At 71.2% G+C, this 24,427-nt stretch carries 18 protein-coding genes; 11 read left to right on the forward strand and 7 right to left on the reverse strand.

Annotation, left to right across the window (positions count from 1 at the left end):
• Positions 1-234 precede the first annotated feature (234 nt).
• Entirely contained in the window at positions 235-3,048 is a 2,814-nt protein-coding gene (locus AAD496_RS08360) for a LuxR C-terminal-related transcriptional regulator (RefSeq protein WP_349828201.1), read from the forward strand.
• Between the two features lie 54 nt (positions 3,049-3,102).
• Here AAD496_RS08360 and rsmI read toward each other — a convergent pair whose 3' ends face one another.
• From rsmI to AAD496_RS08375, 3 genes are all read right to left on the reverse strand, one after another.
• Positions 3,103-4,008, reverse strand: a complete 906-nt coding sequence (gene rsmI / locus AAD496_RS08365; RefSeq protein ID WP_349828202.1) for a 16S rRNA (cytidine(1402)-2'-O)-methyltransferase — start codon at positions 4,006-4,008, stop codon at positions 3,103-3,105.
• A gap of 161 nt (positions 4,009-4,169) precedes the next feature.
• A complete protein-coding gene (locus AAD496_RS08370) occupies positions 4,170-4,745 on the reverse strand; it encodes a DUF4190 domain-containing protein (protein ID WP_349828203.1) in 576 nt (191 codons plus the stop codon).
• A 13-nt stretch (positions 4,746-4,758) separates the two neighbouring features.
• On the reverse strand, positions 4,759-5,217 hold the full coding sequence (locus AAD496_RS08375; protein WP_349828204.1) for a DUF4190 domain-containing protein: 459 nt from the start codon (positions 5,215-5,217) through the stop codon (positions 4,759-4,761).
• Positions 5,218-5,391: 174 nt separating this feature from the next.
• On the opposite strand from AAD496_RS08375, the gene AAD496_RS08380 reads away from it, so the two are divergent.
• The 9 genes from AAD496_RS08380 (at position 5,392) to AAD496_RS08420 (ending at position 17,873) form a co-directional block, all read left to right on the forward strand.
• A complete protein-coding gene (locus tag AAD496_RS08380) occupies positions 5,392-7,056 on the forward strand; it encodes a dolichyl-phosphate-mannose--protein mannosyltransferase (RefSeq protein ID WP_349828205.1) in 1,665 nt (554 codons plus the stop codon).
• A gap of 137 nt (positions 7,057-7,193) precedes the next feature.
• Positions 7,194-8,345 carry a cytidylyltransferase domain-containing protein gene (locus AAD496_RS08385; protein WP_349828206.1) on the forward strand — a complete coding sequence of 384 codons (1,152 nt, stop codon included), beginning with the start codon at positions 7,194-7,196 and terminating at the stop codon, positions 8,343-8,345.
• 89 nt (positions 8,346-8,434) lie between these two features.
• Entirely contained in the window at positions 8,435-9,319 is an 885-nt protein-coding gene (locus tag AAD496_RS08390) for an N-acetylneuraminate synthase family protein (protein WP_349828207.1), read from the forward strand.
• Positions 9,320-9,409: 90 nt separating this feature from the next.
• Entirely contained in the window at positions 9,410-10,645 is a 1,236-nt protein-coding gene (locus AAD496_RS08395; protein ID WP_349828208.1) for a sialidase family protein, read from the forward strand.
• Positions 10,646-10,824: 179 nt separating this feature from the next.
• Positions 10,825-11,784: a glycosyltransferase family 2 protein gene (locus AAD496_RS08400; RefSeq protein WP_349828209.1), complete on the forward strand. Its 960-nt coding sequence runs from the start codon at positions 10,825-10,827 to the stop codon at positions 11,782-11,784.
• Complete coding sequence (locus AAD496_RS08405) at positions 11,781-13,103, forward strand: polysialyltransferase family glycosyltransferase (RefSeq protein WP_349828210.1); 1,323 nt, start codon at positions 11,781-11,783, stop codon at positions 13,101-13,103. The genes AAD496_RS08400 and AAD496_RS08405 overlap by 4 nt, the downstream gene beginning before the upstream one ends.
• Before the next feature lie 80 nt (positions 13,104-13,183).
• Positions 13,184-14,179 (forward strand): glycosyltransferase family 2 protein, encoded by a 996-nt coding sequence (locus tag AAD496_RS08410; protein WP_349828211.1) that lies wholly within the window; start codon positions 13,184-13,186, stop codon positions 14,177-14,179.
• The gene (locus AAD496_RS08415; protein ID WP_349828212.1) at positions 14,176-15,582 is read left to right on the forward strand and encodes a polysialyltransferase family glycosyltransferase; all 1,407 of its coding nucleotides are present in this window, start codon (positions 14,176-14,178) and stop codon (positions 15,580-15,582) included. The genes AAD496_RS08410 and AAD496_RS08415 overlap by 4 nt, the downstream gene beginning before the upstream one ends.
• Positions 15,579-17,873 (forward strand): DUF6716 putative glycosyltransferase, encoded by a 2,295-nt coding sequence (locus AAD496_RS08420; protein WP_349828213.1) that lies wholly within the window; start codon positions 15,579-15,581, stop codon positions 17,871-17,873. Before AAD496_RS08415 ends, AAD496_RS08420 begins: the two co-directional genes overlap by 4 nt.
• On the opposite strand, the gene AAD496_RS08425 is transcribed toward AAD496_RS08420, so the two are convergent.
• Positions 17,859-18,755: an SGNH/GDSL hydrolase family protein gene (locus AAD496_RS08425; RefSeq protein ID WP_349828214.1), complete on the reverse strand. Its 897-nt coding sequence runs from the start codon at positions 18,753-18,755 to the stop codon at positions 17,859-17,861. The two genes, AAD496_RS08420 and AAD496_RS08425, sit on opposite strands and share 15 nt — an antisense overlap.
• Positions 18,752-20,854 (reverse strand): acyltransferase family protein, encoded by a 2,103-nt coding sequence (locus AAD496_RS08430; RefSeq protein ID WP_349828215.1) that lies wholly within the window; start codon positions 20,852-20,854, stop codon positions 18,752-18,754. The genes AAD496_RS08425 and AAD496_RS08430 overlap by 4 nt, the downstream gene beginning before the upstream one ends.
• A gap of 258 nt (positions 20,855-21,112) precedes the next feature.
• On the opposite strand from AAD496_RS08430, the gene AAD496_RS08435 reads away from it, so the two are divergent.
• Complete coding sequence (locus AAD496_RS08435) at positions 21,113-22,228, forward strand: acyltransferase (protein ID WP_349828216.1); 1,116 nt, start codon at positions 21,113-21,115, stop codon at positions 22,226-22,228.
• Positions 22,229-22,294: 66 nt separating this feature from the next.
• On the opposite strand, the gene AAD496_RS08440 is transcribed toward AAD496_RS08435, so the two are convergent.
• Positions 22,295-22,840, reverse strand: coding sequence for a GtrA family protein (locus AAD496_RS08440; RefSeq protein ID WP_349828217.1), 546 nt, complete (start codon positions 22,838-22,840; stop codon positions 22,295-22,297).
• A gap of 1 nt (position 22,841) precedes the next feature.
• The gene (locus AAD496_RS08445; protein WP_349828218.1) at positions 22,842-24,422 is read right to left on the reverse strand and encodes a polysaccharide pyruvyl transferase family protein; all 1,581 of its coding nucleotides are present in this window, start codon (positions 24,420-24,422) and stop codon (positions 22,842-22,844) included.
• Positions 24,423-24,427: the final 5 nt, after the last annotated feature.

The following is a 24,427-nucleotide window of genomic DNA, read 5'->3' on the forward strand; positions in this document are numbered from 1 at the left end:
CCGCGGACCTGGAACGACCCGTCACGGACAACCGGAGGGCCGTATTCGCCCCAGGATGCGGAGTCGGACCCCGTATATTGCTCCGGTGGGGACGGGAGACCCTGCCGGAAAGTTCATACAGGCAAGTTCCCCCGGGACCCACTCGTCCACCCGGAGTGGCCCCACCTGCACGCCCCACCCGCACACTGCACACCGCCCAGCGACTCGTCGAGACCCGGAACGGACCGCCTCCCCATGACCGCCGCCGACATCCCCGGCACCGCCTTCGCCGTCACCCCCGGCACTTCCGTCCCTCCCACCTGGGACCGCCTGGAGCGCACCGAGTTGTCCACCCGCATCCTCGTGCCCGTCGGCCCCGCCGGCAGTGGCCGCCGTGCCCTCGCGCGGACCTGGCTCTCGGCCGCCACCGTCCCCGAGGAACCGCCCCTATATCCTTCACGACCCTCGAAATGTCGTGACATATCGGGGGCCGCCGACGATATCGGGGCGGAACACACTCCCGACCCCACCACCGTCGACACCCTCCTTCTCACCCGCTTCCTCGACAGGGCGGACCACCTCCTCGCCTCCCCCACCCCGGCGGGCGAACCGACCGAACCCACACCATCCGGAACCCACGCCCCGCCCCTCCGGCTCCTCGTCGACGCCTCGAACGTCACGGACCGCGCGCGTCTGCCGGACGGGCTGGAACTCGCCGAGCGGATCACCGCCGCACACCCCACGGCACGTGTCGCCTTCATCGCCTCCCACGTCCTCGAGTTCTCCGCGCTCCACACCCGGACGAGTGCGACGATCCTCACCCCGGAGGACCTGCTGCTCACCCCGGAGGAGATCCGCACCCACATCGCCCGGACGCGTGGGCCCCGGGTCCTCGCCGACACCGATGTCGCGGCCCTGTGGCGGGCCACCGGCGGATGGCTGCACGCGGTCGACCGACTGGCGGGCACCTCGGGCGCGGTCCTCGACACGGCGGTGCGCGACCTGCAGCGGACGGCCGACTCCGCCTGGACACCCTGGGTGCTCGCACAGGCCGACCACGAGGACTTCCTCACCTTCGGGTTCCTGCCCGTCGTCGACTACCCGACGCTGCGGGCCTTCCTCGCCCCTGAGACGATCCTGCCCAGCCTCCAACGCCTGCACCGGGTGGGTGTCGTCCGCAGCGACCGGATCGCCCCGGCGGACCCCTGGGAGACACCCACCATCCCGGAGCCCCCGTTCGTCCCGGCCCTCGTCGGCCGCGCGATCACCGGGATGGTCGAACGGGAGGACCCCGCCCGCGCCCGGGAGAACTACCGCCGGGCGGGCGTCGCCCTCGACACGGCCGGGCACTTCCGGTATGGCCTGGAGTCGCTGGCCCGGATGAACGCCTGGGAGGACGTCTCACCGCTCGAACTCGGTGCCTGGGTCCGTCCCCTCACCGAGGGCGTGCCCGTCACCGAGGTCTTCCGCCGCACACTGCCGCACTGGCTCACCACGCGTTCGCCCGAGGTCCGCATCGCCTCGACGCTCGCCTCCTTCCTCACGGCCGAGGGCCTGCGCCACCCCTGGCACGTCCTCCCCGACGCCGAGGCGCCCGGCACCTCCGCCGCCGAGGCGCCCGACTCCACCGCCGGCAGGGCCCCTTCCCTGCCCCACTCCCCCGGCACCCCCACCGCCGACGACCTGGACCCCGTCGCCGACCCGAAGGAGATCGTCTCCACCGCACTGGCCGCCCAGGCCGCCTACGACCGGTACCGCCGGGAGGGGCGCCAGTGGTTCGTCGTCGCGCTCGTGCTCCTCATGACCGAGCGCACCCGCGGCCACCACGAGCGGTCCCGCGACATCGCCCTCGACCTCGTCGCCGCCGACCCCGAGGTGCCCCGCGACTCCCCCGACTCCTTCCTCCTCGCCTTCGCCCTCGTCCAGGCCGGCCTCACCTTCCAGCTCATGGGCGACACCGAACTGGCCCGCCGCTGCTACGCGGCCACGTTCAGCCGCGCCACCGCACTCGGTTCCGACTACCTACTCGCGCGGTCCGCGGGTCTGCTCGCGCTGTGGCACGGCGAACGCGGCCACCGGGACACCTGCGCCGGGTGGCTACGCCGCCACGACGCCCACGTCGAGGCCGTGGGGTGGAACCGCGAGACGGTCCGTCGGCCCGCGATCCTCGCCCGGATCCAGGCGGCCGTCGAGGACCTCGACCACGTCCGGGCACAGGAGCTGCTCACCGGCCTGCCGGCCGAGCCCGATCTCGACGACCTGTGGCCCTTCCACGCCGCCTGCCTGCTGCGCACCGGCGTCGGCATCGGCTACCCGACGAGCGCGGTGTTCCTACTCGACCGCCTCGAACGCGAACGGTCCCTCACCGACGCCCTGCCCTGGGCCCGCGCGGTCCTCACCGACGCCCGTGCGGAGGCCGCACTCTCGCAGTACCGCTCGCAGCACGCGGCGGCGGTGCTCGACCGGTTCCCCGCCGAGAGGTCCGGCCACGCGCTCGTCTACCGCTCCTGGGCACTCGCCCTCGACGGTCGCCTCCACGCCGCCCTGGAGGCGGCCGACCGGGCCCTGGCCGACACCCACCTCGACGAGCGCTTCCGCGCCCGCGCCTTCGCGATCCGGGAGACCCTCACCCTGGTCCTCTCCGCGGACTCCGACGACGCCGAGGCGCCCTCCCCTCCCGACACCGTCGACCTCGCGGCCGCCGAGAGGGCCGGAGCCGAACTCGCGGCGCTCCGCCCCCGTCTCCATGCCTTCTTCACCCTGTGGCAGGTCCCCGGTGCCCGGGCCGCAGTCGCCCGAGGTGCCGGGCTCACCGCCGAGGAGGTCTCCCGCCTCGACGCCTGCGAATTCACCCCGCTCGACGTCGACCGCACGCGCCCGGTGCTGAGCGCCCGGGAGACGGCCATGCTCCGGGCGCTCGCCCAGGGGAAGTCCCGGTCGCGGATCGCCGCCGACGAGGTCATCAGCCTCAACACCGTGAAGACACAGATGCGATCGGCCTACCGCAAGCTCGGGGCGGCGAACAAGGACGAGGCCCTGGCCGCCGCGATGCGCTGGGGTTATCTCTGATCCACGGGGCGGCGGTCCGAGCCCGCGCCCGTCACCCCGCCGTGTGGCACGGGCTCACCCCTCGGCGTGGAGGAACGCCTCGTAGACCTCGCGGGTCTTCAGACCGTGCCGGGCGGCGACCTCCTTGGCAGCGGTCTTGGCCCGCAGCCCGCCCTCGACCAGACGGCGGACCTCGTCCAGATGGTCGTCCGGAGTGCTCGCCCGCCCCGAGTGCCCGGCGACGACGAGGGTGAGTTCACCCCGCAGACCGGCGGCGGCCGCCTCGGCGAGTTCGGTCGTCGTCCCGCGCAGCACCTCCTCGTAGGTCTTCGTGAGTTCTCGGCTGATCGTCATCGGCCGGCCGGGACCGAAGGCGGCGATCAGGTCGTCCATCGCGTCGACGATCCGGTGTGGGCTCTCGAAGAAGACCATCGTGCGGGTCTCCTGGGCCAGCTCGGCCAGGAACCGGGCACGTTCCCCGGCCTTACGCGGCAGGAATCCCTCGAAGGTGAAGCGGTCGCTCGGCAGTCCGGAGAGCGCGAGCGCGGTGAACACGGCCGAGGGCCCGGGGGCCGCGGTCACCGGCAGGCCCGCCTCGGTGACGGCACGGACGACCCGGTAGCCGGGATCGGAGACGGCCGGCATCCCGGCATCGGTGAGGAGGACGACGCGGGACCCCGACCGGATCGCGGCGACGATCTCCTCGGCGCGGGCCTGTTCGTTGTGGTCGAAGACGCTGAGCACCCGCGCGGTGTGCGGCAGACCCAGCCGGTCGGCGAGTCCCAGGAATCGGCGGGTGTCCTCGGCGGCGACGAGGTCGGCACCGGCGATCTCCGCCCGCATGCGCGGGGAAGCGTCGGCGAGGTTGCCGATGGGGGTGCCGACGAGCACGAGCCCGGGTCCGGTCCCCACCCCCGAGGCGCCCGCCGCGGTGTCGACGGTGTCCTGCAGGGGCGTGGTTCCGGGTGCGTCGGCAGTCATCCCACCAGGATACGGCGCAGGCCCCGGCTCCCGAATGCAGCCCGGATGTCGTCTGCCGTACAGATGCCCGGCATCCTCACGGGGATACCGGGCATCTGTACGGCAGACGACGCGGAGGTTGCGGGTCCGGCGCGGCCCACGGAGACCGGGACCGGGACCGGTCAGTACGAGTTCATGTCGACGATCACCATGATGATCGCGAAGATCCAGAAGAGGATCCAGGCGGTGGAGACGTAGCCGGTGATGAGACCGGCGATCGCGAACCCCTTGCCCTGCTGTCCCTGGCGGGCGATCTGCCGCATGCCGATGTGCCCGAGGATCACCGCGGCGAGGCCGAAGAGCACGCCGTACATGAACATGATGCAGCCGAGGATCCCGAGGCTCATGGAGACGATCCCGAGCACGTTGGTGGGCGGCTTCTGCTGGTAGACGACGACCGGCACGTTCGGCGGCGCCTGGTAGTAGCCGGCCGCCACCGGTGCGGGTCCTGCCTGCGGCGGCGGCCCGACGGGCGCGGGGCCACCGGCGCCCTGTCCGCCGGACCGCGGACCCGGGTATCCCTCGGGCGGGGACATGACCGGCGGGGTCGTCTCCCCGACCGTCACACCCGGGACGTCCGGCGAATAGGGGTCGGCGTCGGTCACCGAATGGTCGTAGTGGCCGGAGTACGGACCGGAACCGTACCGTCCCGGCCCGTAGGTCCGCGGGCCGGAGGCGGGATCGCGTGGGGTGCTCATCGGGCCGGACGCCTCAGTAGGTGGAGGCGGCGAAGACGACGAACACCATGAGCAGGATGTAGGCGATCCAGAACAGGACCCACCCGATCGTCGAGATGTACCCGCAGATCAGACCGGCCTTCGCCATGCCGGCGCCCTCCTCACCGGACTCCCGGATCTGCTTGAGGGCGATGTGCCCGCAGATGATGCCGACCAGACCGGTCACCATCATCGGGAACCCGGAGATACCACCGATGAGGGCGATGATCGCGAGCGTGTTCGTGCCACGCGGCTGGACGACGGTGTAGGTGCCGCCCTGCGCGCCGACGGGCTGCGCGCCGTAGGTCTGCGCGGCCGAACCGTAGGGGTCCTGCTGACCGGACCCGTACTGCGGGGTCGAACCGTACTGGCCGGAACCGTACTGTCCACCCCCGTACTGGCCCGAGCCGTACTGCTGACCGGATCCGTACTGTCCCTGGTCTCCGTAGGACATGGCGTGCCCCCTCCTCATGGGTGTGTTGACGCCTCCAGGGTAGTGGTCACCGACCCGGGCCCTCTCATCGATCAGGTCACAGTCCTGTTGCACGCCCCGTCCCTCTTCAGGTCCCCCGGTGCAGACCCACCGTGGGCACCACACCCGTCGTCCCCACGTGGCAGACTGCCACCCGTGACGTCCACCGCCCCACCGACTGCCGCACCGCGCTCGTCCCGCGCCCCGGTCCGCCGCCGAGGCGCCCTCCACTTTCTCCTCGACCCGCGCCTCCTCGTGTGGGTCCTCCCGGCGCTCGTCGCCGTGATCGGTGGCGTGCTGCGGTTCGTGCGCCTCGGGTTCCCCGGCACCCTCGTCTTCGACGAGACCTACTACGTCAAGGACGGCTGGACGCTCACGCAGAACGGGTACGAGAGCGAGTGGCCGGAGGAACCGAACCCCGAGTTCGAGGCCGGCCACACCGACATCTTCCTGTCCGACCCCAGTTACGTCGTCCACCCGCCGCTCGGCAAGTGGCTGATCGGGTGGGGCATGCACCTGTTCGGCGCCGACGACTCCTTCGGCTGGCGCTTCTCCGCCGCCCTGTTCGGCACCCTCTCGATCTTCCTCCTCGGGTACTTCGCCGCCCGGCTGCTGCGCTCGGTGTGGTGGGGCACAGCGGCGGCCGCGCTCCTCGCGCTCGACGGGGTGCATCTCACGCACTCCCGGATCGGCCTGCTCGACCTGTTCCTCATGTTCTTCGTGCTCCTGGCCTTCGGGTTCCTGGTCCTCGACCGGGAGTGGGCACGCAGGAGGATGGACCGACTGCTCGCCCGCGCCTCGACGGCGGCCCTGGAGACGGCACGGGAGACGACCCGACGGGCCCGGTACGGCGCTCTGGGACCCACCCTCCTGTGGCGGCCCTACCGCCTGGCGGCCGGGATCTCGCTCGGCTGCGCCATGGGCGTCAAGTGGTCCGGGCTCTACGCGCTCGCCGTCTTCGGCATCATGACGGTCCTGTGGGACGTGGCCCTCCGACGCCGGGCGGGCGCCCGGAACCCGTGGCTCGCCGCACTGTTGAAGGACTCGGTGCCCGCCTTCCTCACGATGGTCCCGGTGGCGTTCGTCACCTATGTCGTCTCCTGGTCCGGCTGGATCGCGACCTCCGGCGGCTGGGACCGGCAGTGGGCGGCGAGCAACCACGGCTGGTGGGACTGGTTGCCCGACTGGCTGCCGTCCCTGGCCCACTACCACTACACCGCGTACACGTTCCACGTCGGGCTCGCCTCGGAACACCCCTACATGTCGAACCCCTGGGGCTGGATCCTCCAGTGGCGGCCCACATCCTTCCACTACCGCTCCCCCGAGGGCAATGACCCGCGCTGCGGCGTGTACGGCGTCGACAAGTGCTCCGAGGCGATCCTGTCCGTCGGCAACCCCGCGATCTGGGGCCCGGCCGCGGTGGCGGTCCTCGTCCTGGTCCTCGCCTGGGCGCTGCGCCGCGACTGGCGGGCCGGGGCGGTCCTCGGCGGCCTGCTGGCCACCTGGGGCCCGTGGTTCGCCTACCAGGACCGCACGATCTTCACCTTCTACACGATCGTCATGGTCCCCTTCGTCTGCCTCGCCGTGGCCTACTGCCTGCAGGTGGTCTGGGGGTCCGGTCCCCGCTCCCGAGGCGCCCTTCCCTCCGGACGACCCCTCTCCTCCCCCTTCGGGGACCTCCTGTTCTGGCGCCGGGTGGCCGTCGGGGTGTACCTGGCCGCCGTCGTCGGGCTCGCCGCCTTCTACTACCCGGTCTGGACCGCCGAGGTGATCCCCTACGAGGCCTGGCGGCTACGCATCCTCAACCCCACCTGGATTTAGCGCCCGCATCCGACAATCCACCCTGTGTTCACCACAGTTCACCCAGGTCACACCGAACATGACGGGTTCTGCCAGAACCCTGGTGTACCGTGGGAATCCTTGTGACTCGATCAACGAATACCAGCGCCGCCGGCACCGTGGCCATCATCCCGGCCCGCGGCGGATCCAAGGGCATCCCGCTGAAGAACCTGCAGAAGGTGGCGGGGAAGACACTCCTCGCCCGCGCGGTGGAGGCTTCCCTCGCCGCCCGCGGTGTCGACCTCGTCGTCGTCTCGACGGACCACGAGGGCATCGCGGCGGAGGCCGAACGTGCCGGAGCCACCGTCGTGTGGCGTCCGGACGCGATCTCCGGTGACCTCGCCTCCTCGGAGGCCGCTCTGCTCTACACCCTCGACCGCCTGGCGGCCGAGGGGAAGGTCTTCGAGCGCACGGCCTTCGTGCAGTGCACCAGCCCCTTCATCGACCCGGCCAACATCGACCACGCCATCGACCGGGTGTCCTCCGGCGCGGCCGACGTCGTGTTCTCCGCCGTCGAGGACCACAGCTTCCTGTGGACCCTCGACGACGCCGACGGGTCCGCCGTGGCCGTCGGACACGACGCCTCCTTCCGCCCCCGTCGGCAGGACCGCAAGATCCACTACAACGAGACCGGCGCGTTCTACATCATGCGCACCGACGGTTTCCGCGAGACGGAGCACCGGTTCTTCGGCCGTATCGAGATCGAGGAGGTCCCCGCCGAGCACGCGCAGGAGATCGACTCGATGTCCGACCTCACGCTCGTGCGTGCGCTCGCGCAGAACGCGGAGGACGCGACCGTCCTCGACGTCGATGCCCTGGTCACCGACTTCGACGGTGTCCACACCGACGACGCCGCCTACGTCGACCAGACCGGCGAGGAGACCGTGCGCGTCAGCCGCGGCGACGGCATGGGGGTGTCCCGCCTCGTGAAGGCCGGGTTCCCGTTCCTCATCCTGTCCAAGGAGCGCAACCCCGTCGTCACCCGCCGGGCCGAGAAGCTGGGGGTCGACGTCCTGCAGGGCATCGACGACAAGGCCGAGGCCCTCGACACCTGGATGACCGAGAAGGGTCTCGACCCCGCACGGGTCGCCTATGTCGGCAACGACATCAACGATCTCGCGGCCTTCAGCGTCGTCGGCTGGCCCATCGCCGTCGAGGACGCGCACCCCTCGGTGATCACTGCAGCGCGCCTGGTATTGTCCAGGCGCGGAGGACAGGGAGCCGTCCGCGAGGCGTGCGATCTGATCCGCGTGCCCTCACCCACGAACTGAACCACCGACTCCGGTGTGCCCGGTAGTTCCGGACACCGCACCCTGAACTCCATTGCGTGAGAACGCAACGACTACAGAAAGAAGGTCTCATGACTGTGAACGAGATCAAGCCGGTCGCCTTCGGCGACATCCTCGTCGGACCCGGCCAGCCCGTCTACGTCATCGGTGAGATCGGCATCAACCACAACGGTGACGTCACCATCGCCAAGCAGCTCATGGACGTCGCCGCGAAGGCCGGTGCGCAGGCGGTCAAGTTCCAGAAGCGCAACCCGGACGTCGCAGTGCCGGAGGACCAGAAGTCCAAGCCCCGCGACACCCCCTGGGGCGAGATGACCTACCTCGAGTACAAGTGGCGCGTGGAGTTCGAGGACGCCGAGTACTCGGAGATCGACGCTTACGCGAAGGAACTGGGCCTGCAGTGGTTCGCCTCGCCGTGGGACGTCGACTCGGTGAACTTCATGGAGAAGTTCGACGCCGTCGTCTACAAGATCGCTTCCGCCTCTGTCACCGACATCGAGCTCCTCAAGGCCGTCGCCGCCACCGGCAAGCCCGTCATCCTCTCGACCGGCATGTCGACGCTCGAGCAGATCGATGCCGCGGTCGAGGCCCTGGGCACCGACAACCTCACGCTCATGCACGCCACCTCGACCTACCCGCTGCCGCCGGAGGAGGTCAACCTCCTGGCCATCCCCGCCCTGCGCGAGCGCTACGGCGTGCCGGTCGGCTACTCCGGCCACGAGCTCGGCACCTCCATCTCCATCGCCGCCGTGGCCCTCGGCGCCAACACCCTTGAGCGCCACATCACGATGGACTCGACCATGTGGGGTTCGGACCAGTCCGCCTCCATGGAGCCCGACGAGTTCACCGAGCTCGTGGAGCAGGTGCGCGTCGTGGAGACCGCCCTGGGCGACGGCAAGAAGCGCGTCATGCCCGGCGAGGAGCCCAAGATCGCCTCCCTGCGCGTGGTCAAGTGACACCCGGCTGAACACGCCGCACGAGAACGGCCCGTCCCCGTATCCCGGGGGCGGGCCGTTCTCGTGCGGTCCGGCGGTATCCTGCCCCTCATGCGTCCCCGTTCCCGCACAGCCCGCGCCGCCGACCGGCGTGGGTTCCTCACCGGGGTCGCACTGGCCGGACTCACGGCACTCGCCGCCTGTACCGCTCCCACCGACGGCGCGGACCCGGCACCCACCGGCACGCCCCGGATCGGGGACCAGGGCACCTCGGGAACGGGGAGCCCGCGGGGATGGACCGCCGAGGCGCCGGGCACCCTGGAACCCACCGCGCCCTACGAGTCCTGGCCGGTCGTGTCCCGGGCCGACGACGGGGCCCTCGTGCTCGCGTACTCCCGCGGTGAGATGCACGGCCGCAGTGCCGAGCGGGAGGTCGTGTTCGCCCGCTCGGCGGACGCCGGGCGGACCTGGGAGCCCGTGCACCGGGTGGCGGGCACGGGCGAGGACGTGTCCGTGTACGCCCTGTCGACCCTGGCCGACGGCACCCTGCTGGCCATCGTGCGGCGGTTGCGGACGGCCGACCACGGTGTGTGGGACCACCACGTGCTCGTGTCGGCGGACTCCGGCCGCATGTGGGAGGGCCGCGGGGAGGGCATGGACCTGCCGATCACTCCCACCCTCGTCGAACCGGTCGTGGAGACCACCGACGGTACGCTGCTGGCCTGCTGGCACGCCGCCCCCGAGGAAGGCGGCGGTGAACTGTCCCACGGCTTCCTCCGGTCCGCCGACGGCGGCCGGACCTGGGACCAGGAGGTGCTCGGGAGGGCCGCGCACCTGGACGACCTGCCGATCGAGGGGCGCCTGCTCGTCCTGCCCGACGACCGGATCCTCGCCCTGTGGCGGCAACAGCGCCGCGGAGCCCCCGTCCACCAGTCCGTCGGGGACCCGGACGGCCGGCGGTGGACGGACCCGGAACCGACGAACATCACGGACGCCTGGGTCACTCCCCTGGCCCCGGTGCTCTCCGGCGGGGTGCTCCACGTCTACTGGTTCGACCGCGACACGATGACCTTCCGGGTCCGGCGGGCACCGCTCACGGTCGTCGACCACCCGCGGACCTGGCCGGTGTCCGAGGTGTACGACGCGGTGGACCCGGACCTCTCCCCCTGGGACTCCGGGTACGTCCACGCCGTGGCACTCGACGACGACACGCACGTGACGGTCGCCTACCGCGGTGGGCGGGGAACCGCCCGGGTGACGACACGCCGGTGGCGCCGTGACGGCCTGCCCCGTCCGGCACAGGGCATACCCCTCCCGGTGCCCGGGCTCCGACCTCCGGAGGGCTGATGGAACTGCCACCCGAGCCCCGGCACCCCACCGGGGGCATTCGACAAGGCACCATGCTGCATGTGTGATCACGCTCACCTGTGGGGAGCCTCCACGGACCCCGGCCGGGGGTCCGGTAGCATTCGGACGGTCCGCTCGGCAGCTTCAGAAAGGCGATGATGGGCTCTCCGCTCGTATCCATGGTGATCCCCGGCAAGGACGCCGCCACGACGATCGGCAGCACGCTCCAGAGCGTGGCGAGGCAGGGCTTCGCCCGGGAGGACGTGCAGGTCGTCGTCGTCGACGACGGTTCCGAGATCCCCATGGCACCGGTCGTCGAGGAGTACGCCGGGGACCTCGCCGTCGAGGTGATCCGGAACGAGGAGGCACGGGGGGTCTCCGCCGCACGCAACCGCGGGCTGGAGCACACGACCGGTCGGTACATCACCTTCCTCGACTCCGACGACTGGTACGGCCACGGTCACCTGCGCAATCTCGTCGACACGATCGAGGCGACCGCCGCCGACTGGGTCAAGGCCGACTACGTGGTCGCCAACGGCAACGTCCGCCGCATCACTCCGGCCCCCTGCGCGGTGCGGGACACCGCACTCGACCCGCGGGACTTCATCAACCCGGTGAACGCCTCCTCGATGGTCGACTTCCCGAACGTGTGGTCGGGCATCTACCGGTCCGACCTCAAGGACTCCGGACTCCTGCGCTTCGACGAGTCCCTGCGGACGAGCGAGGACCGGCTGCTCACCTGGCAACTGCACCTGCACACCGCGTCCTTCGCGGTGGCCCGGTCCTACCGGATGTTCTACCGGAAGGGCTCCGAGACCTCGCTCACCGGGATCTTCGACGAGCGCCAGCTCGACTTCATCCCGGCCTTCGGAAAGATGTTCGACCTGTTGGAGGAGACCGGGACCCGGGAGGAGTTCGGTCTCAAGATGGCCCGCAGCTTCCTGGGCATCCTCCACTTCCAGCGGAAGAACCGGTACGCGTCGATGCCGCACGACGTCCGCCACCGCCTGCGGACCGGTGCCGTCGACATGCTCCGGCAGGTCCCCACCGACCTGTGGCGGGCCGCCCTCGTCGACTTCGGTGATTCGCGCGTCAAGGATCTCAAGCCCGTGCTGCGGGAGGCAGGTGTGCACCAGTGACCCAGTTGGTCTTCGCGTCCACGTTCTACCAGGCGGTGTCGGTCGCCGCGATGATCGACGCCGGGATGGTCGGGACGGAGGGTGAACGCCGCATCCTGCTCACCTCGAACAACGCGCTGGTCCCCGAACTGGCGCCCTCGATCCCGGACATGCTCGGTGCCGAGCGGGTGCTCTCCCGGTTCGACGAGGTGTACAGCTGGAACGACCTCATCGAACCGCACCACCCCAAGGACTACTCCTTCGGGATCAGCTACCAGCCGGTCCACCACCGGTACGTGAGCCGGGAACTGGGGCTCGCCGCGGACGAACCGGTCGAACTGTGGTTGGAGTCCCTGCCCTTCGCCCCGGCCGGGACGATCGCCACGCTCTTCCCGCACGCCCCGATCACCGTCCACTCGGACGGCCTCATGACCTACGGTCCCACCCGCAAGCGCCTGCCCATGAACGTGGCCCAGCGGCTGCGGGGGCTCGTCCACACCGACCTCGTACCCGGACTCGAACCGCTGCTGTTCTCCGAGGAGTCCCCGGCACGCACCGCGCTCGACCCCGCGCACATGCGCGGTGTCTTCGCCGAACTCGTCCCGCTCATCAGCGCCGACATGGAGGATCGGGGTCTCACCCCGGCCCCGGGCACCGCCGTGGTCCTCGGGCAGTACCTGGCGAACCTCGGGCTCATCGACCACGCGGAGGAGGCCGCCCTCCACGCCGAGATGGTCGACGCCGCCGCCGACCGCGGGTGCACCCGCGTGGTGTTCAAGCCGCACCCGACCTCGCACAAGCAGACGACCGCCTCGATGGCCACCCGGGCCGCCGAGCGGGGCGTCGAGTTCCACCTCGCGGACGTGCCCGTCTCCGCGGAGGTCGTGTTCGAGTACCTCTCCCCCGATCTCGTCGTCAGTTGTTTCTCCACGGGTCTGGCGACCGCCGACGCGATGTACGGCATCCCCGCGGTCGCCGTCGGCACCGAGGGGCTGCTCAAGGCACTCGCGCCCTACGAGAACAGCAACCGGGTACCGGCGGTCATCGCCGACTACCTGTGGTCGGACAGCGGCTCCACGAACACGGAGGAACTCCAATCCCTCCTCGGTGCGGTCGCCTACTGCATGCAGGCGGAGATCCTCGCCGACCACCGTCCGGCCGCGGCGTCGTTCCTCGACGGACAGTCTCTGGAGACGATCGTCCGGTACTTCAAGCGCAAGCGGCTCACCGCGCTGGAACTGCCCGGTGCCCTGCCCCCACGCGAGCGCCGCCGGGTCGATCCGGTGCGGCGCGTCTACCGGTTCGCCCGGAAGAAGGTCCGGGAAGCCACGGGCTACTGAGACACGATGTCGCCCGGACGGACCCGTCCGGGCGATAGTCTTCACAGGACGTACGCCCGCCCCGGACGAAAGGACCGCACGTGGAGTCCCCCGCACTCACGGTGGTCGTCCCCGCCAAGGACGCCGCCGACTACCTGGGCACGACCTTCCGTTCCCTCCTGAGGCAGACGGAGGTGCTCGAGAAGACCCAGGTCGTCTTCGTGAACGACGGTTCCACGGACTCCACCCCGGACGTCCTCGCCGAGTACGGGCCCCGGTTCCCCTCCTTCGAGGTTCTCACCAACCGGACCGCTCTCGGGCTGGCCAGCGGCCGGAACCAGGGTCTGCGCGCGGCCCGCGGTGAGTACATCGTGTTCCTCGACGGCGACGACTGGTTGCCCGACGGGGACCTGGCGCTCCGCCTGGACGCCGTCCGCTCCCTCGACGTCGACTTCCTCCGCACCGACCACGTCCAGGTCGAGGGCACCCGCCGGGAGGCCCGCCGCGCGCCGATGGCCGTGCGGAACCGGGTGCTGCCCGCCCGTGCCGGGATCCTGCCGACCGGTCAGTCGACGATGGTCGACTACCCCTTCGCGTGGGCCGGGATCTTCCACCGTCGTCTCCTCGACGACGGTCTGCTCCTCTTCCCCGAGGGCTTCATGACCGCCGAGGACCGTGCCTGGATCTGGGACCTCCACCTGCACGCGGACACCTTCGCCGTCGTCGACGGCCCCGGCGTCTGCTACCGCCGCGGGGTGGCCGGGTCCCTCACGAAGATCCTCGACCCCCGCCAGCTCGACTTCATCCGCGCCTTCGAGGGCATCTTCGACCTCGTCGAGGACGAGGCGGACGCCGCCCTCTACTGGGACAAGGCCGCCCGGAACTGGCTGGCGATCCTCGAACACCAGAAGATCCGGTTCTCCGCCTCCGACGCCTCCCTGCGCGCCTCCTTCCGGGACGGCGCCCGCCGCGCCAGCGCCCGGATCCCCTTCGAGGTGCTGCGCCGCCAGTTCCGCAGCGTCAAGCACGATCGGCAGGCCCACGTCCACCGGTTCCTGCCGCACGGCGTCGAACTCCTCCAGGAGGCCATGCGGTGAGACAGCTCTTCCTCGCCTCGACCTACTTCCAGGTCGTCTGTCTGTCCGCCGGCATCGAGGCCGGTGAGTACGACCGCACCCCGACACTCACCGTCGGTGGAGAACCCGTCGACCTCGTCCCCTACACCCCGGCCGACGAGCGTGTGCTTGTCCTGTCCGACAACGCGCAGGTCGTCGAGTTCGCCCGGGACCTCCGTGAGGCGCCGGGTCTCGGGCCCGCGCTCTCCTCCTTCGACCGGGTCGTGAAGCTCAACGACGTGGTGGCACCCAACCACCCGAGTTCCTGGCGACCGGAGGACCGTGACCTGCCCGTCCTCGAACGCCTGCTGCGTGCACACTGGGAGCTCGGGGACGACGAGGTCGAACTCGTCCTCGAGTCCCCCCAGGTCAACCCGGCCATCGCACTGGCACGCATCTTCCACGACGCACTCATCCGTATCCACTCCGACGGCCTCATGAGCTACGGACCCACCCGGAACGTCGTACCGCTGGGCAACGGGCAGCGGACGACCGTCCTCCACCACCTGCCCCTCGTCGACGGGGTCCGCCCCCGGCTGCTCGACGAGTACGGGATCGAACCGTGGCCCCTCGACCCCGACCACTTCCGGGCCGCCGTCGCCCGCGTCGCCGAGGCGATCCCGGACGAACTGGCCCCTCTCGCCGGTCTGGACGCCGGTTCCACCGCGCTCGCCGTCGGGCAGTACCTCGCCGCGCTCGGACTCCTGAGCCCCACCGAGGAGGACGACCTGCACCGCGAGATGATCGCCCGCGCGGCCGAGGCGGGCATGCGCACGGTCGTCTTCAAACCGCACCCGGCCGCTCCCCCGGCCTCCCGCACGGTCCTGGAGCGGGCGGCCGCGGACCACGGTGTCGACCTCCTCGTCCTCGACACCCCGGCGATCGCCGAGGCGGTCCTCCACGTCCTCCGCCCGGCCCTCGTGGTCGGCGGGTTCTCCACGCTGCTCGCCACCGCCCGGGCCTTCTACGAGGTCCCGGCCCGGGCCGTCGGGACCGATCTCGTCCTGGAGCGGATCGTGCCCTTCCAGAACAGCAACCGGATCCCGGCCACGCTCATCGGCGAGATCGCCGACGGCACCACGGATCCGATCGACGCCGACCGGGCCCGGGACCTCCAGGCACTCGTCGACGCCGTCGGCTACGCGATGCTCCCCGAGGTCGTCCCCCACTTCCGGGACCGCGCCGAGGAGTACCTGCGCACCGCGCTCGACACCGACCGGATGCGGTACTTCCGCCGACGGCGTCTCCAGGCCCTCGACCTGCCGGGGGCACCCCGACCCCGCGGGGTCAAGGGCCGTCTGCGCGCCGGGGCCGTCGAGGCCTACCGCACCGCCCGGTTCGTCCGACACGGGATCCGCGTCGACCGGAGGAAGCCGCAGGAATGACCACCACCCACGCCCTCGCGCTCGTCGAGTCCCCGCTGCAGTTTCTTTCCGCGTTGGAAGCCTTCGCTTCCGACAAGCGTTCCGGTGCCGGAGACGGACCGGGCTTCTCCGCCCTCGAAGCCTTCGGGATCGCCGACGACCTCGCCACCCTCCGGATCGCCGCCCGCACCGACGTCAAGGGCATGCGCCGGTTCCTCGACGCCTTCCCCCGTGCCTGGCTGCCGGAAGGCGTCACCCTCGACACCACCGACGCCCCATGGACGCCCGGGCCCGAGGTCGACGTCCTGTACGTCGGCGACGTCTACTCCGGTCGGATCCAGCGCACCCTCCTCGACCCCGCGACCGCCCGCGCCCTCACACGGGGCCTGCGGGTCGTCCTCCTCGACGACGGCCTGGCCACCCGGACCGCCGTCGAGGTGATCGCCTCCGGCACGCTGCCCGGCGGTCTGGTCCGCGAACGACAGTCGGTCGGACGGGCGCGGCAGGGCGCCTCGGTCGCGGCTCTCGGCCTCCTGCGCGGCCTGCTGCGCCGCGGGCGGCTGTCCTGGGTCACGGCACTGCCCGGCGCCGAGGAGCACGGGGACCTGTTCTCCACCCACGGCGGGACGCTCACCCACCACGACTTCGCCGTCACCCGGTCCTTCCCCGCCGCCGGGGACGGACCGGCCGACCGGGTCGTCATCGGCTCCGCGATGGTCGCCGACGGCCTCGTCCACGAGTCCGCGTACCTGGCCTGGCTCGATCGCGTGCTCGCGGACGGGCCCGTCGACTACCACCCGCACCGCCGCGAGGACCGGGACCTGTTGCGGCGCATCGCCGCGCGCCCCGGCGTCCGACTGCGCTCCGGTGGCCTCCCGGTCGAGATCGCCCTCGCCCGTGCCCCGCGCGGTACCGCGGTGTACTCGCTGCCGACCTCGGCGACCGCGACCCTGCCGTTCATCATGGACGACGCCACGTTCCACGTGACACCGGTCCCCGCGGACTGGTGGACCGGGACCGCTCCCGAGGCGCTCCGCCGTCGTCTCAACACCGCCGGGGGCGCCTCGGCGACGGGGACGGCCGGGGAGACGGACCGGGACCGGATCACGGTCGTCTCGGTGTCCGACAGCGAGTCCTATCTCAAGTGGGCCTGCCGGTCCCTCGATACGCTCGGCCCGGACTTCGACATCCACGTCCTCCTCGTCGACAACCCGATCCTGCCGACCCGTGAACAGGTGCGCAACGCGGTGGCAGGCTCCTCCTGGGAGGGCCGGGAGATCCCCGTCGTCAAGCGCTCCGGGCTCGCGGCGACCTTCGCGCGGCTCGAACCCGACGTCGTGCTCGCCGCGGCCACCGGCCCCGTCGTCCAGCAGGTCTACGCGACCGGTGCCCGGATGGACCGGCGCCCCGGCCTCGTCTCCGGCCTGCCGGGCGTCGGCCTGCCGGCGACCTCGAAGGGCATCCGGTACCGGCGGCTGGGCGACGTCTTCATCGCCCACTCCGAACGCGAACGCGAGGCCTACCGGGATGTCGCGGCCCGCAACGACGTCGACGTCGAGGTCGTCGTCGGCACCCTGCCGCTCCTGCACTCCGCGCACACGCCGGAACCGGCCTTCACCGCAGCCGAGGTGCCCCGTCGTCTCGTCTTCGCCCCGCAGGCCAAGGTGCCCCGGGAGAAGGACGAGCGGATGGCCGTCCTGCGCGCACTCGCGGCCTTCGCGCGGAACCACCCCGCCTCCGAGGTCGTCGTCAAGGTCCGCAGTCGACCCGGGGAGCAGGAGACCCACCACGAGGAGTTCAGCTACATCTCCCTCATCGACGAGGCGGTGAGGACCGGGGAGTTCTCCCCCGAGGACCTCACGGTCGCCGTCGGCCCCATGAGCGACTTCCTCACCACCGGCAGCGCACTCGTGACGGTGTCCTCGACCGCGGCGCTCGAGTCGATCGACCGCGGCCTGCAGACCATGGTCGTCACGGACTTCGGGGTGAACGAGGAGATGCTCAACATCTCCTTCGCCGGCGCCCACGGGATGCTCGGCACGCTCGCGGACCTGGCCGCCGGGCGGATCGGGTTCCCCGAACGTGACTGGTTGAAGGAGAACTACTTCCAGGAACGCACCGACGAGGTGGCCCGCACCCTCGCGGCACTCGGCCGCCGGTCGCGCGCCGGTGACCTCTCGGACCTCCGCGGGGCCGCCCGGATCCAGGACCTCCGGCGCCTCCGGGCCGAGCTCCGGTCCGTCTCCCCGTCCGGGATCGTGAGGGCCTACCGGGCCGGGCGGAAGGCCCTCGGGCGTCTACGCGGCCGGTGAGCCGGTCGCCGTGGGGCTCGTGTCCTCCGGTGTCCCCGTGACGACGGGTCCGGTACAGGTCCCGTCCGTCGGCACGGCACCTCTGGCTTCCGGGTCGTGGGCGGCCCGGTAGGCGTCGAGCACCGCCCCGGCCAGCACGGCGTAGCCGGTGTCGTTCGGGTGGATCGCGTCGTCGAAGTGGTCCTCGCCCACCGTCGCCAGGGGGCTGCCGTAGTCGAGCACGCACCCGCCGGTGTCGGCCACCGCACGGCGCACCTGCCCGTCCAGGCGGTCCATCACCGCCTGGTCCGCCCCGCGGCGGTGGAAGGGCGCGAGCGCCACGACCGGCGTGTGCGGCAGAGCCTCGCGCAGGGCCCGGAACGTCCCGTCCACGTGGTGCTGATCCGTCCGCGAGGCGTGGTTGCCGGCAGTCGCGACGATCACGAGGTCCGGAGCGGCCCCCGCGACCTGGGGGACGTGTCCGGTGAAGGAGGCCGCTCCCGGACCACCACTGGTTCCCGGGAAGGCGAAGCTGCTCCCGCCGACGGCGAAGTTGAGTTCTGTCCATCCCTGGGCCGCGGCGACCCGGCTCGACCAACGGTGGGGTTCGCTGCTCGCGCCACCACCATGGGTGAAGGAGTCACCGAGGAAGGCGACCCTGGGCGTCGTCCGCGCGGGGTCCGCGGCTGCTGTGGTGCCATGCTCGTCGGTCCCGTCCCCCGCACCGATTCCGATACCGGGGAGTCCGTCGAGAGAGTCCGTCCTGTCGAGGACGAGCAGCCCCGCGAGGACGAGCACGGCGGACAGGAGTCCGGCGGTCACGGCGAGGACGAGGTCCCGCACGGGGCCGGGACGCCCACGTCGTGGCCGGAGGTCGGGGTGGGGTGCGTTCGTGTCGGTCACAGCCCCAGTATGTCGCGGGTCTCCTCACCCAGGGTGGACATGTAGGTCGCCGACACGTGGTTCTGGTCGCGGTAGACGAGGACGTTGCCGATCACCGCCGGGCAGGTGTCGGACGTGCAGAAGAGGTCCGTGGGGCGGACGAACTCGACGCCATCCACCTGCGCGGCCGCGGCCTCCAGCGCAGCGTTCGTCCGGGCCGACTCCTGGGTCTCGGCCCGGTCGAGATCGCAGGCGCGCGGGTCGTCGCGGTGTTCGACCACACACTCGGCCACGTTCTCCTCGTCCTTCGGTGTCGGGGTGTCGTGCAGGGCGACGACCCGGATACCGGCCTCGGCCATCGGTTCCATGACCTCGACGTAACCGCGGGTGCCCTTGTGCTCCTCCGTGCTGTCCGGGGCCATGTCGTCGACGGCCAGGTTCGTCATCATGACGGCCTCCGGTTCCAGCTCGAGGATCCGGTCGAGGGTCTCCTCGTTCGGTCCCGTGCAGGGGAACTCCGGGTTCTCGGCGAGTGTGCGCTTCTCGGTGTTGAAGGGGCAGGCCTCGTGGAGGAAGGTGACGACCTTCCAGTTGGTGCCCTCGACGGCCGCCCGGATCGCGGGGACCCACTGGTCGGCATGGGAGTCCCCGACGACCACGAGGGTCCGCTCACCCTCCGGGTTCGCGGCCACGCACTCCGGGGTCGTCGCCGAGCGGGAATCGCTCGCGCCCTGGCACGCGTCCCAGGGCGTCGTGTCGTCGGCGACCTCGGACGGAACGGGCAGGATCACGTCCTCGTATCCGGGCAGGAAGGTCGTGACGGTGTCCCCGTCCAGGGAGCCGGCACCGAACCCCTCGCGGTCCTCGCGCGCCACCTCCTCCTGCAGTTCCGCGGTCCCCGTGCGTTGTTCCGCGAGGTACTGGGCGTAGGCGGCCTGGGGGACGAGGCTGAGAACGGCGGCGACGACCATCGAGACGAGTGCGGCACCGACGGTCACCCACTGCCGTCGCCGCAGGAGGTCGAGCCTCCGTACGGGGTTCTCGACGTACCGGTGGCTGAGGTACGCGAGGACCAGGCAGACGAGGACGAGGACCGACCCGTTCCGCACACCCGGGTGGTGCCCCACCACCGCGACGTAGTAGGTGATGACCGGGAAGTGCCAGAGGTAGAGGGAGTACGACCACGCGCCGATCGCCTGGGCGGGACGCCAGTGGACGAGGGCGTGCCACAGGCCGTCGCCGAGGCTGCGGCCGGAGGCGATGACCGCCACGCACCCGAGCACCGGGAGGAGCGCCGCCGCACCGGGGAACGGGGTCTGCGCATCGTAGGTGATCGCGGCGAGCAGGATCGCAGCGAATCCGGCGACGCCGAGCGCCGTCCGTAGCCGCGGGAACACCCGGGGATCGCCGAGGACACAGGCGAGGACACCGCCGATCCCCAGTTCCCAGACCCGGGTCGGCGTGACGAAGTAGGCGGTCGGTTCCCCGGCATTCACTTCGGCGACGGAGTACAGGAAGGAGGCGAGCACGACGAGGGACATGAACAGGCAGGTGAGCCTGCGGACCGTGAGGTGCCGTGCCCCGCCCGCACGCCGGAGACGGCCCACGACGAGGAGCGCGAGGAGGACGAGCAGGGGCCAGAGGACGTAGAACTGCTCCTCGACCGACAGGGACCAGAAGTGCTGGAAGGGGGTGTCGGCGGCGTCCTGGGCCAGGTAGTCGACCGACTTGTCCGCCAGGGCGAAGTTCTGCACGTAGAACGCCGAGGCGATCCCCTGGTCCGCCACCGCCTCCCACTGGGTGGCCGGCAGGAAGAACGGCGCGGTCACGACGACGGCGAGGATCGTCACGGTCGCCGCCGGCAGGATCCGCCGGGCCCGGTTCGCCCAGAAGCCCAGGAGCGACAGCCGCCCGGTCCGCTCCACCTCGCCGAGCATGTGTCCGGTGATGAGGAAGCCGGAGATCACGAAGAAGACGTCGACACCCACGAATCCACCCGGCAACCAGTCCGGATTCACGTGGTAGACGACCACGACGAGCACCGCCAGCGCACGCAGCAACTGGATCTCGGGACGGAACCTCCGGGGGCCCGTGGGCACGGCGGAGGTCTCTCGTGACACCGGGGTCCGTGACTCGGGTGTCCGCGGCACAGAGGGGGAGGTCGACGACATCACCCGCCAATGATCACAGATCGGTAAAGATCCGATCGTCAGGTCGCATTCAGGCTTGCCAGGAACGTCCCAGGGACGCGGCGGTGGGAAGGCACCACGCCGATACCCCGAACAAACAATGGGAATCCGCTGAGTACCGGTACGGTGTACTCCGCTCACCCGGGGACGACCGCCGCGTCCCCGGACCGCGGAACGGAAGACACCGACGTGCCGAGAACACAGACCACCCCGGAACCCGCTGCCGAGAACCGGACCGGGTCCGATCACGGGTGGTACGCGCCGCCCCGGCAGGGCCACCGGCCCGACGTCGACGCGATGCGGATCGCCGCCTGCCTCACGGTCATGCTCGGTCATGCCGGGGGTGTCCTCGTCCGGCGCTCGCGGGAGGACTCCCCCGAACGGATCGACGGGTTCTGGCCGGACAGTGCCGCCGGGCTCGTCGGGCACCTGGCGGAGGCGGTCAACCCCTGGGCCGTCCCGCTGTTCTTCATGATCGCCGGGTGGGCGACCTTCGTCGGTGCGCCGCCCCGGCACTCCGGTGCGGTGCGGCGACGTGTCGTCCGGCACATCGTGCCGCTCGGTTTCTGGACGGTGGCCTACACGCTCGCCTTCAACCTGTTCGACACCGATGCCGTCGACGTGAAGGGGGTGCTGCTCCAGGCGCTCACCCAGTCGGGGCGGCCGGCCTTCCACCTCTGGTACCTCTACCAGTACATCCCGCTCGTCCTCGTGCTCGGGACACTCGTCGTCTTCATGCGCGGCCGACGGCCCTGGGGACTCGCGATCGGGTGCGCCGCGGTGAGCGGGATGAGCGCCCTGTGGCCGATCCTCGACCAGAACACCGTCTGGGAACTGGGCAGTTGGGGCTGGCGGTTCGGGATCTACCAGGTCGTCTACTTCGTCATCGGCGGCTTCCTCATCTACCACGCCCGCAGCATCCGCGTGCCGTGGCCGGTCCTCGGGATCGTGTTCGCCGCCTCCGCCTTCGGCGTCTACCTGCAGCAGTCGGCGCACCACTACCCGATCACCAACAGCTCGCCGTTGTGTGCGCTCCTGGCCGCCTGCGTCATCCTCGGTCTCGCCCGGATCGACTGGTCACCCCGGGCCGCGGCGCTCCTCGCGCGGCTGGCCTCCGCCTCGTTCGGGGCCTTCCTCGTCCACGTGTTCGTCCTCGAGTTCTTCTTCCAGCGCTGGTTCCCCGTCGAGGCCGGACTCCCCACGACCCTCGGCCTCTTCCTCGTCCTGTGGCTCACGATGGCCACGATCGCCTTCGCGCTCAGCTTCCTCTTCGGCCGACTCCGTCTCCGCCCCTTCCTCGGTTGAGGCCCCCGCCGCCCCGCCCGGCCCGCGACATGCCGACTCCAGGGCGCCTCGGCAGCGGAGAGGGACTCAGCGGGGGTCGCGCTGCACGACCGGGATGGAGTCCGTGTCCACCTTCTCGACCTCGGGCCCCACCTCGCGGAACACCCAGGTCCGATAGGCGTAGAAGCGGAAACCCATGGCCAGGGCGATGCCGACGACGTTCGTCGAGATGTTGTAGCTCACCGGGTCGCGCAGGCCGAGCAGGTACCAGGTGACGGCGAGCGGTAGGACGGCGATGACCATGCCGATCCCGTTGACCAGCCAGAACAGCAGGAACCCGCGGACGCCTCCGGCACCGGTCCGGTCCCCGTAGGTCCAGAACCGGTTGCCGAGCCACGCGACGACGATCGAGAGGACGGTCGAGACGATCTTCGCCTTGAGCGGACCGTCGTGCAGGAGCGCGGGGACACCGGCGACGGGGATGCCGTAGACGAGCAGGTTGGAGACCCCGACGTCGACCACGTACCCCGCTCCTCCGACCATGAGGAACCGGACGACCTCGGTGGCGAACGACCACCACCGGGTGCCCTGCAACCGGGCGTGGGCAGCCCGGACACGTTCCCGTGGTGTCACCTCAGGACCGGCCCCGCAGACGCCGGACCGCCCTGCCCAGACAGGTCCGCAGCTTGAGGGTCCGCTTGGCCTTCACTGCGGCGTCGATCGCGCCGGCCGCACCCGCCGTCCCCGGTGTGCGGACCGCGCGGGCCGCTCGTTCGGCCTCCTTGGCGCGCAGGCGGTCGAGATCGGCCCGGGCCGCCTCGGCGGCCGCCTTGTGCCGGCCACGGTCGAAGGACAACTCCTGGTACTTCCGGCCGTAGGCCTCCACGACGTCGAGGCGGGCGAGTGCGACCCGGGGGTCGGCACCCTCGGTCCGGTTCTCCAGGACGTCGACGGGGGCGTGCGTGGCCGGTGTCGAACCCCCGCCACGCAGGGAGTCGACGACGAAGTCCCAGTGTGCCCGGTGTTCCTCCGTGCGCAGGCGGGACACCCGGGCGAGGTGGTCGAGGGCGGCGGTCCGGTCGAAACCGTCGACGGCGATCGACCGGACGGTGCGCACGATGGCGTCTAGGTCGTCGTAGGGCAGGACGAACTGCTCGGTCCCGACGTTCCGGGCGGCTCCCCGCATGCGGACGGAGGAGTACATGTTCGGGGCGAGCGACACGTGCGGGACGGCGGCCGCGGCGGCCAGGATCCCGGCGTGGTACCGGGTACCGACGACGGCCCGGGCCCGGGAGGTGAGCGCCACCAGTTCACGGGCGGTCACCTGCTCGGTCGCGACGACGTCCGGGTCGCCGACGGCGGCCACGCACCGGGCGTTCGTCACCTGGTCCTGCTTGGCGTCCGCGCTCCCCTCGAAGGCCCCGGCGTGCGGGACCAGGAGGAGGCGCATGCCGGTGGCCCGGCGGATGCGGCGGCACAACTCGACGTTCATGTCCCAGTACGTCCGCCAGGAGATGACCGGGGAGGACGGGCGTTCGGCGAGGCTGAGCACGATGTACTCGCCTCCGGCGGTCCAGTCGGACATCGCCGCGTGGTCCTCGGGGCGGGCGGTGAGGGACCACGCGTCGTCGGTCTGCCGGACGACCCGGCCCGTGTCCGGGCCGAGCAGGGCACGCACCGCCCTGTCGGTGTGGTCCTCACGGGCGCCGACGACCACCGCACCGGCGAAGAGATCCGTCAACTGCGGCCGGTCCTCGTCGATGACGAGCGGGCCGAGGGTCTGGCTCGTGAGGGCGTAGGGGATGCCGAACTCCCGGGCGAGAGCGGCGAGCGTCGACCGGTCGTGGACGTGGTGGTCGAACATCGAGTTGAGGTTGCCGCCACCGGCCACGAGGAGTGCGTCGGCACTCCGCAGGGCCGCGACGGTGTCCCGGGCGGTGTCGGTGGGCGCCAGGGCGGAGTCGTCCCCGCGGGCGAAGGCGAGGATCTTCTCCGCGCGGGCCGCGTTCCGTGTGCGTGCCTTCATCGAGAAGCCCAGGCGGGGGACGGAATCGACCCCGTAGAGTTCGGCGGCGTACTCCGGTTCACCGGCGACGAGCGTGATCCGCTCGACACCGCGGGTGGTGAGCGCCTGCAGAGCGAATTCCGTCATCGCCTCGTCGCCGAGGTGGTAGAAATCGCTCCACCCGACGTCACCGATCACCATGATGTGCATGGGCG

Origin of the sequence: Brevibacterium litoralis, from assembly GCF_040212315.1 — a bacterium.
Classification (GTDB): domain Bacteria; phylum Actinomycetota; class Actinomycetes; order Actinomycetales; family Brevibacteriaceae; genus Brevibacterium; species Brevibacterium litoralis.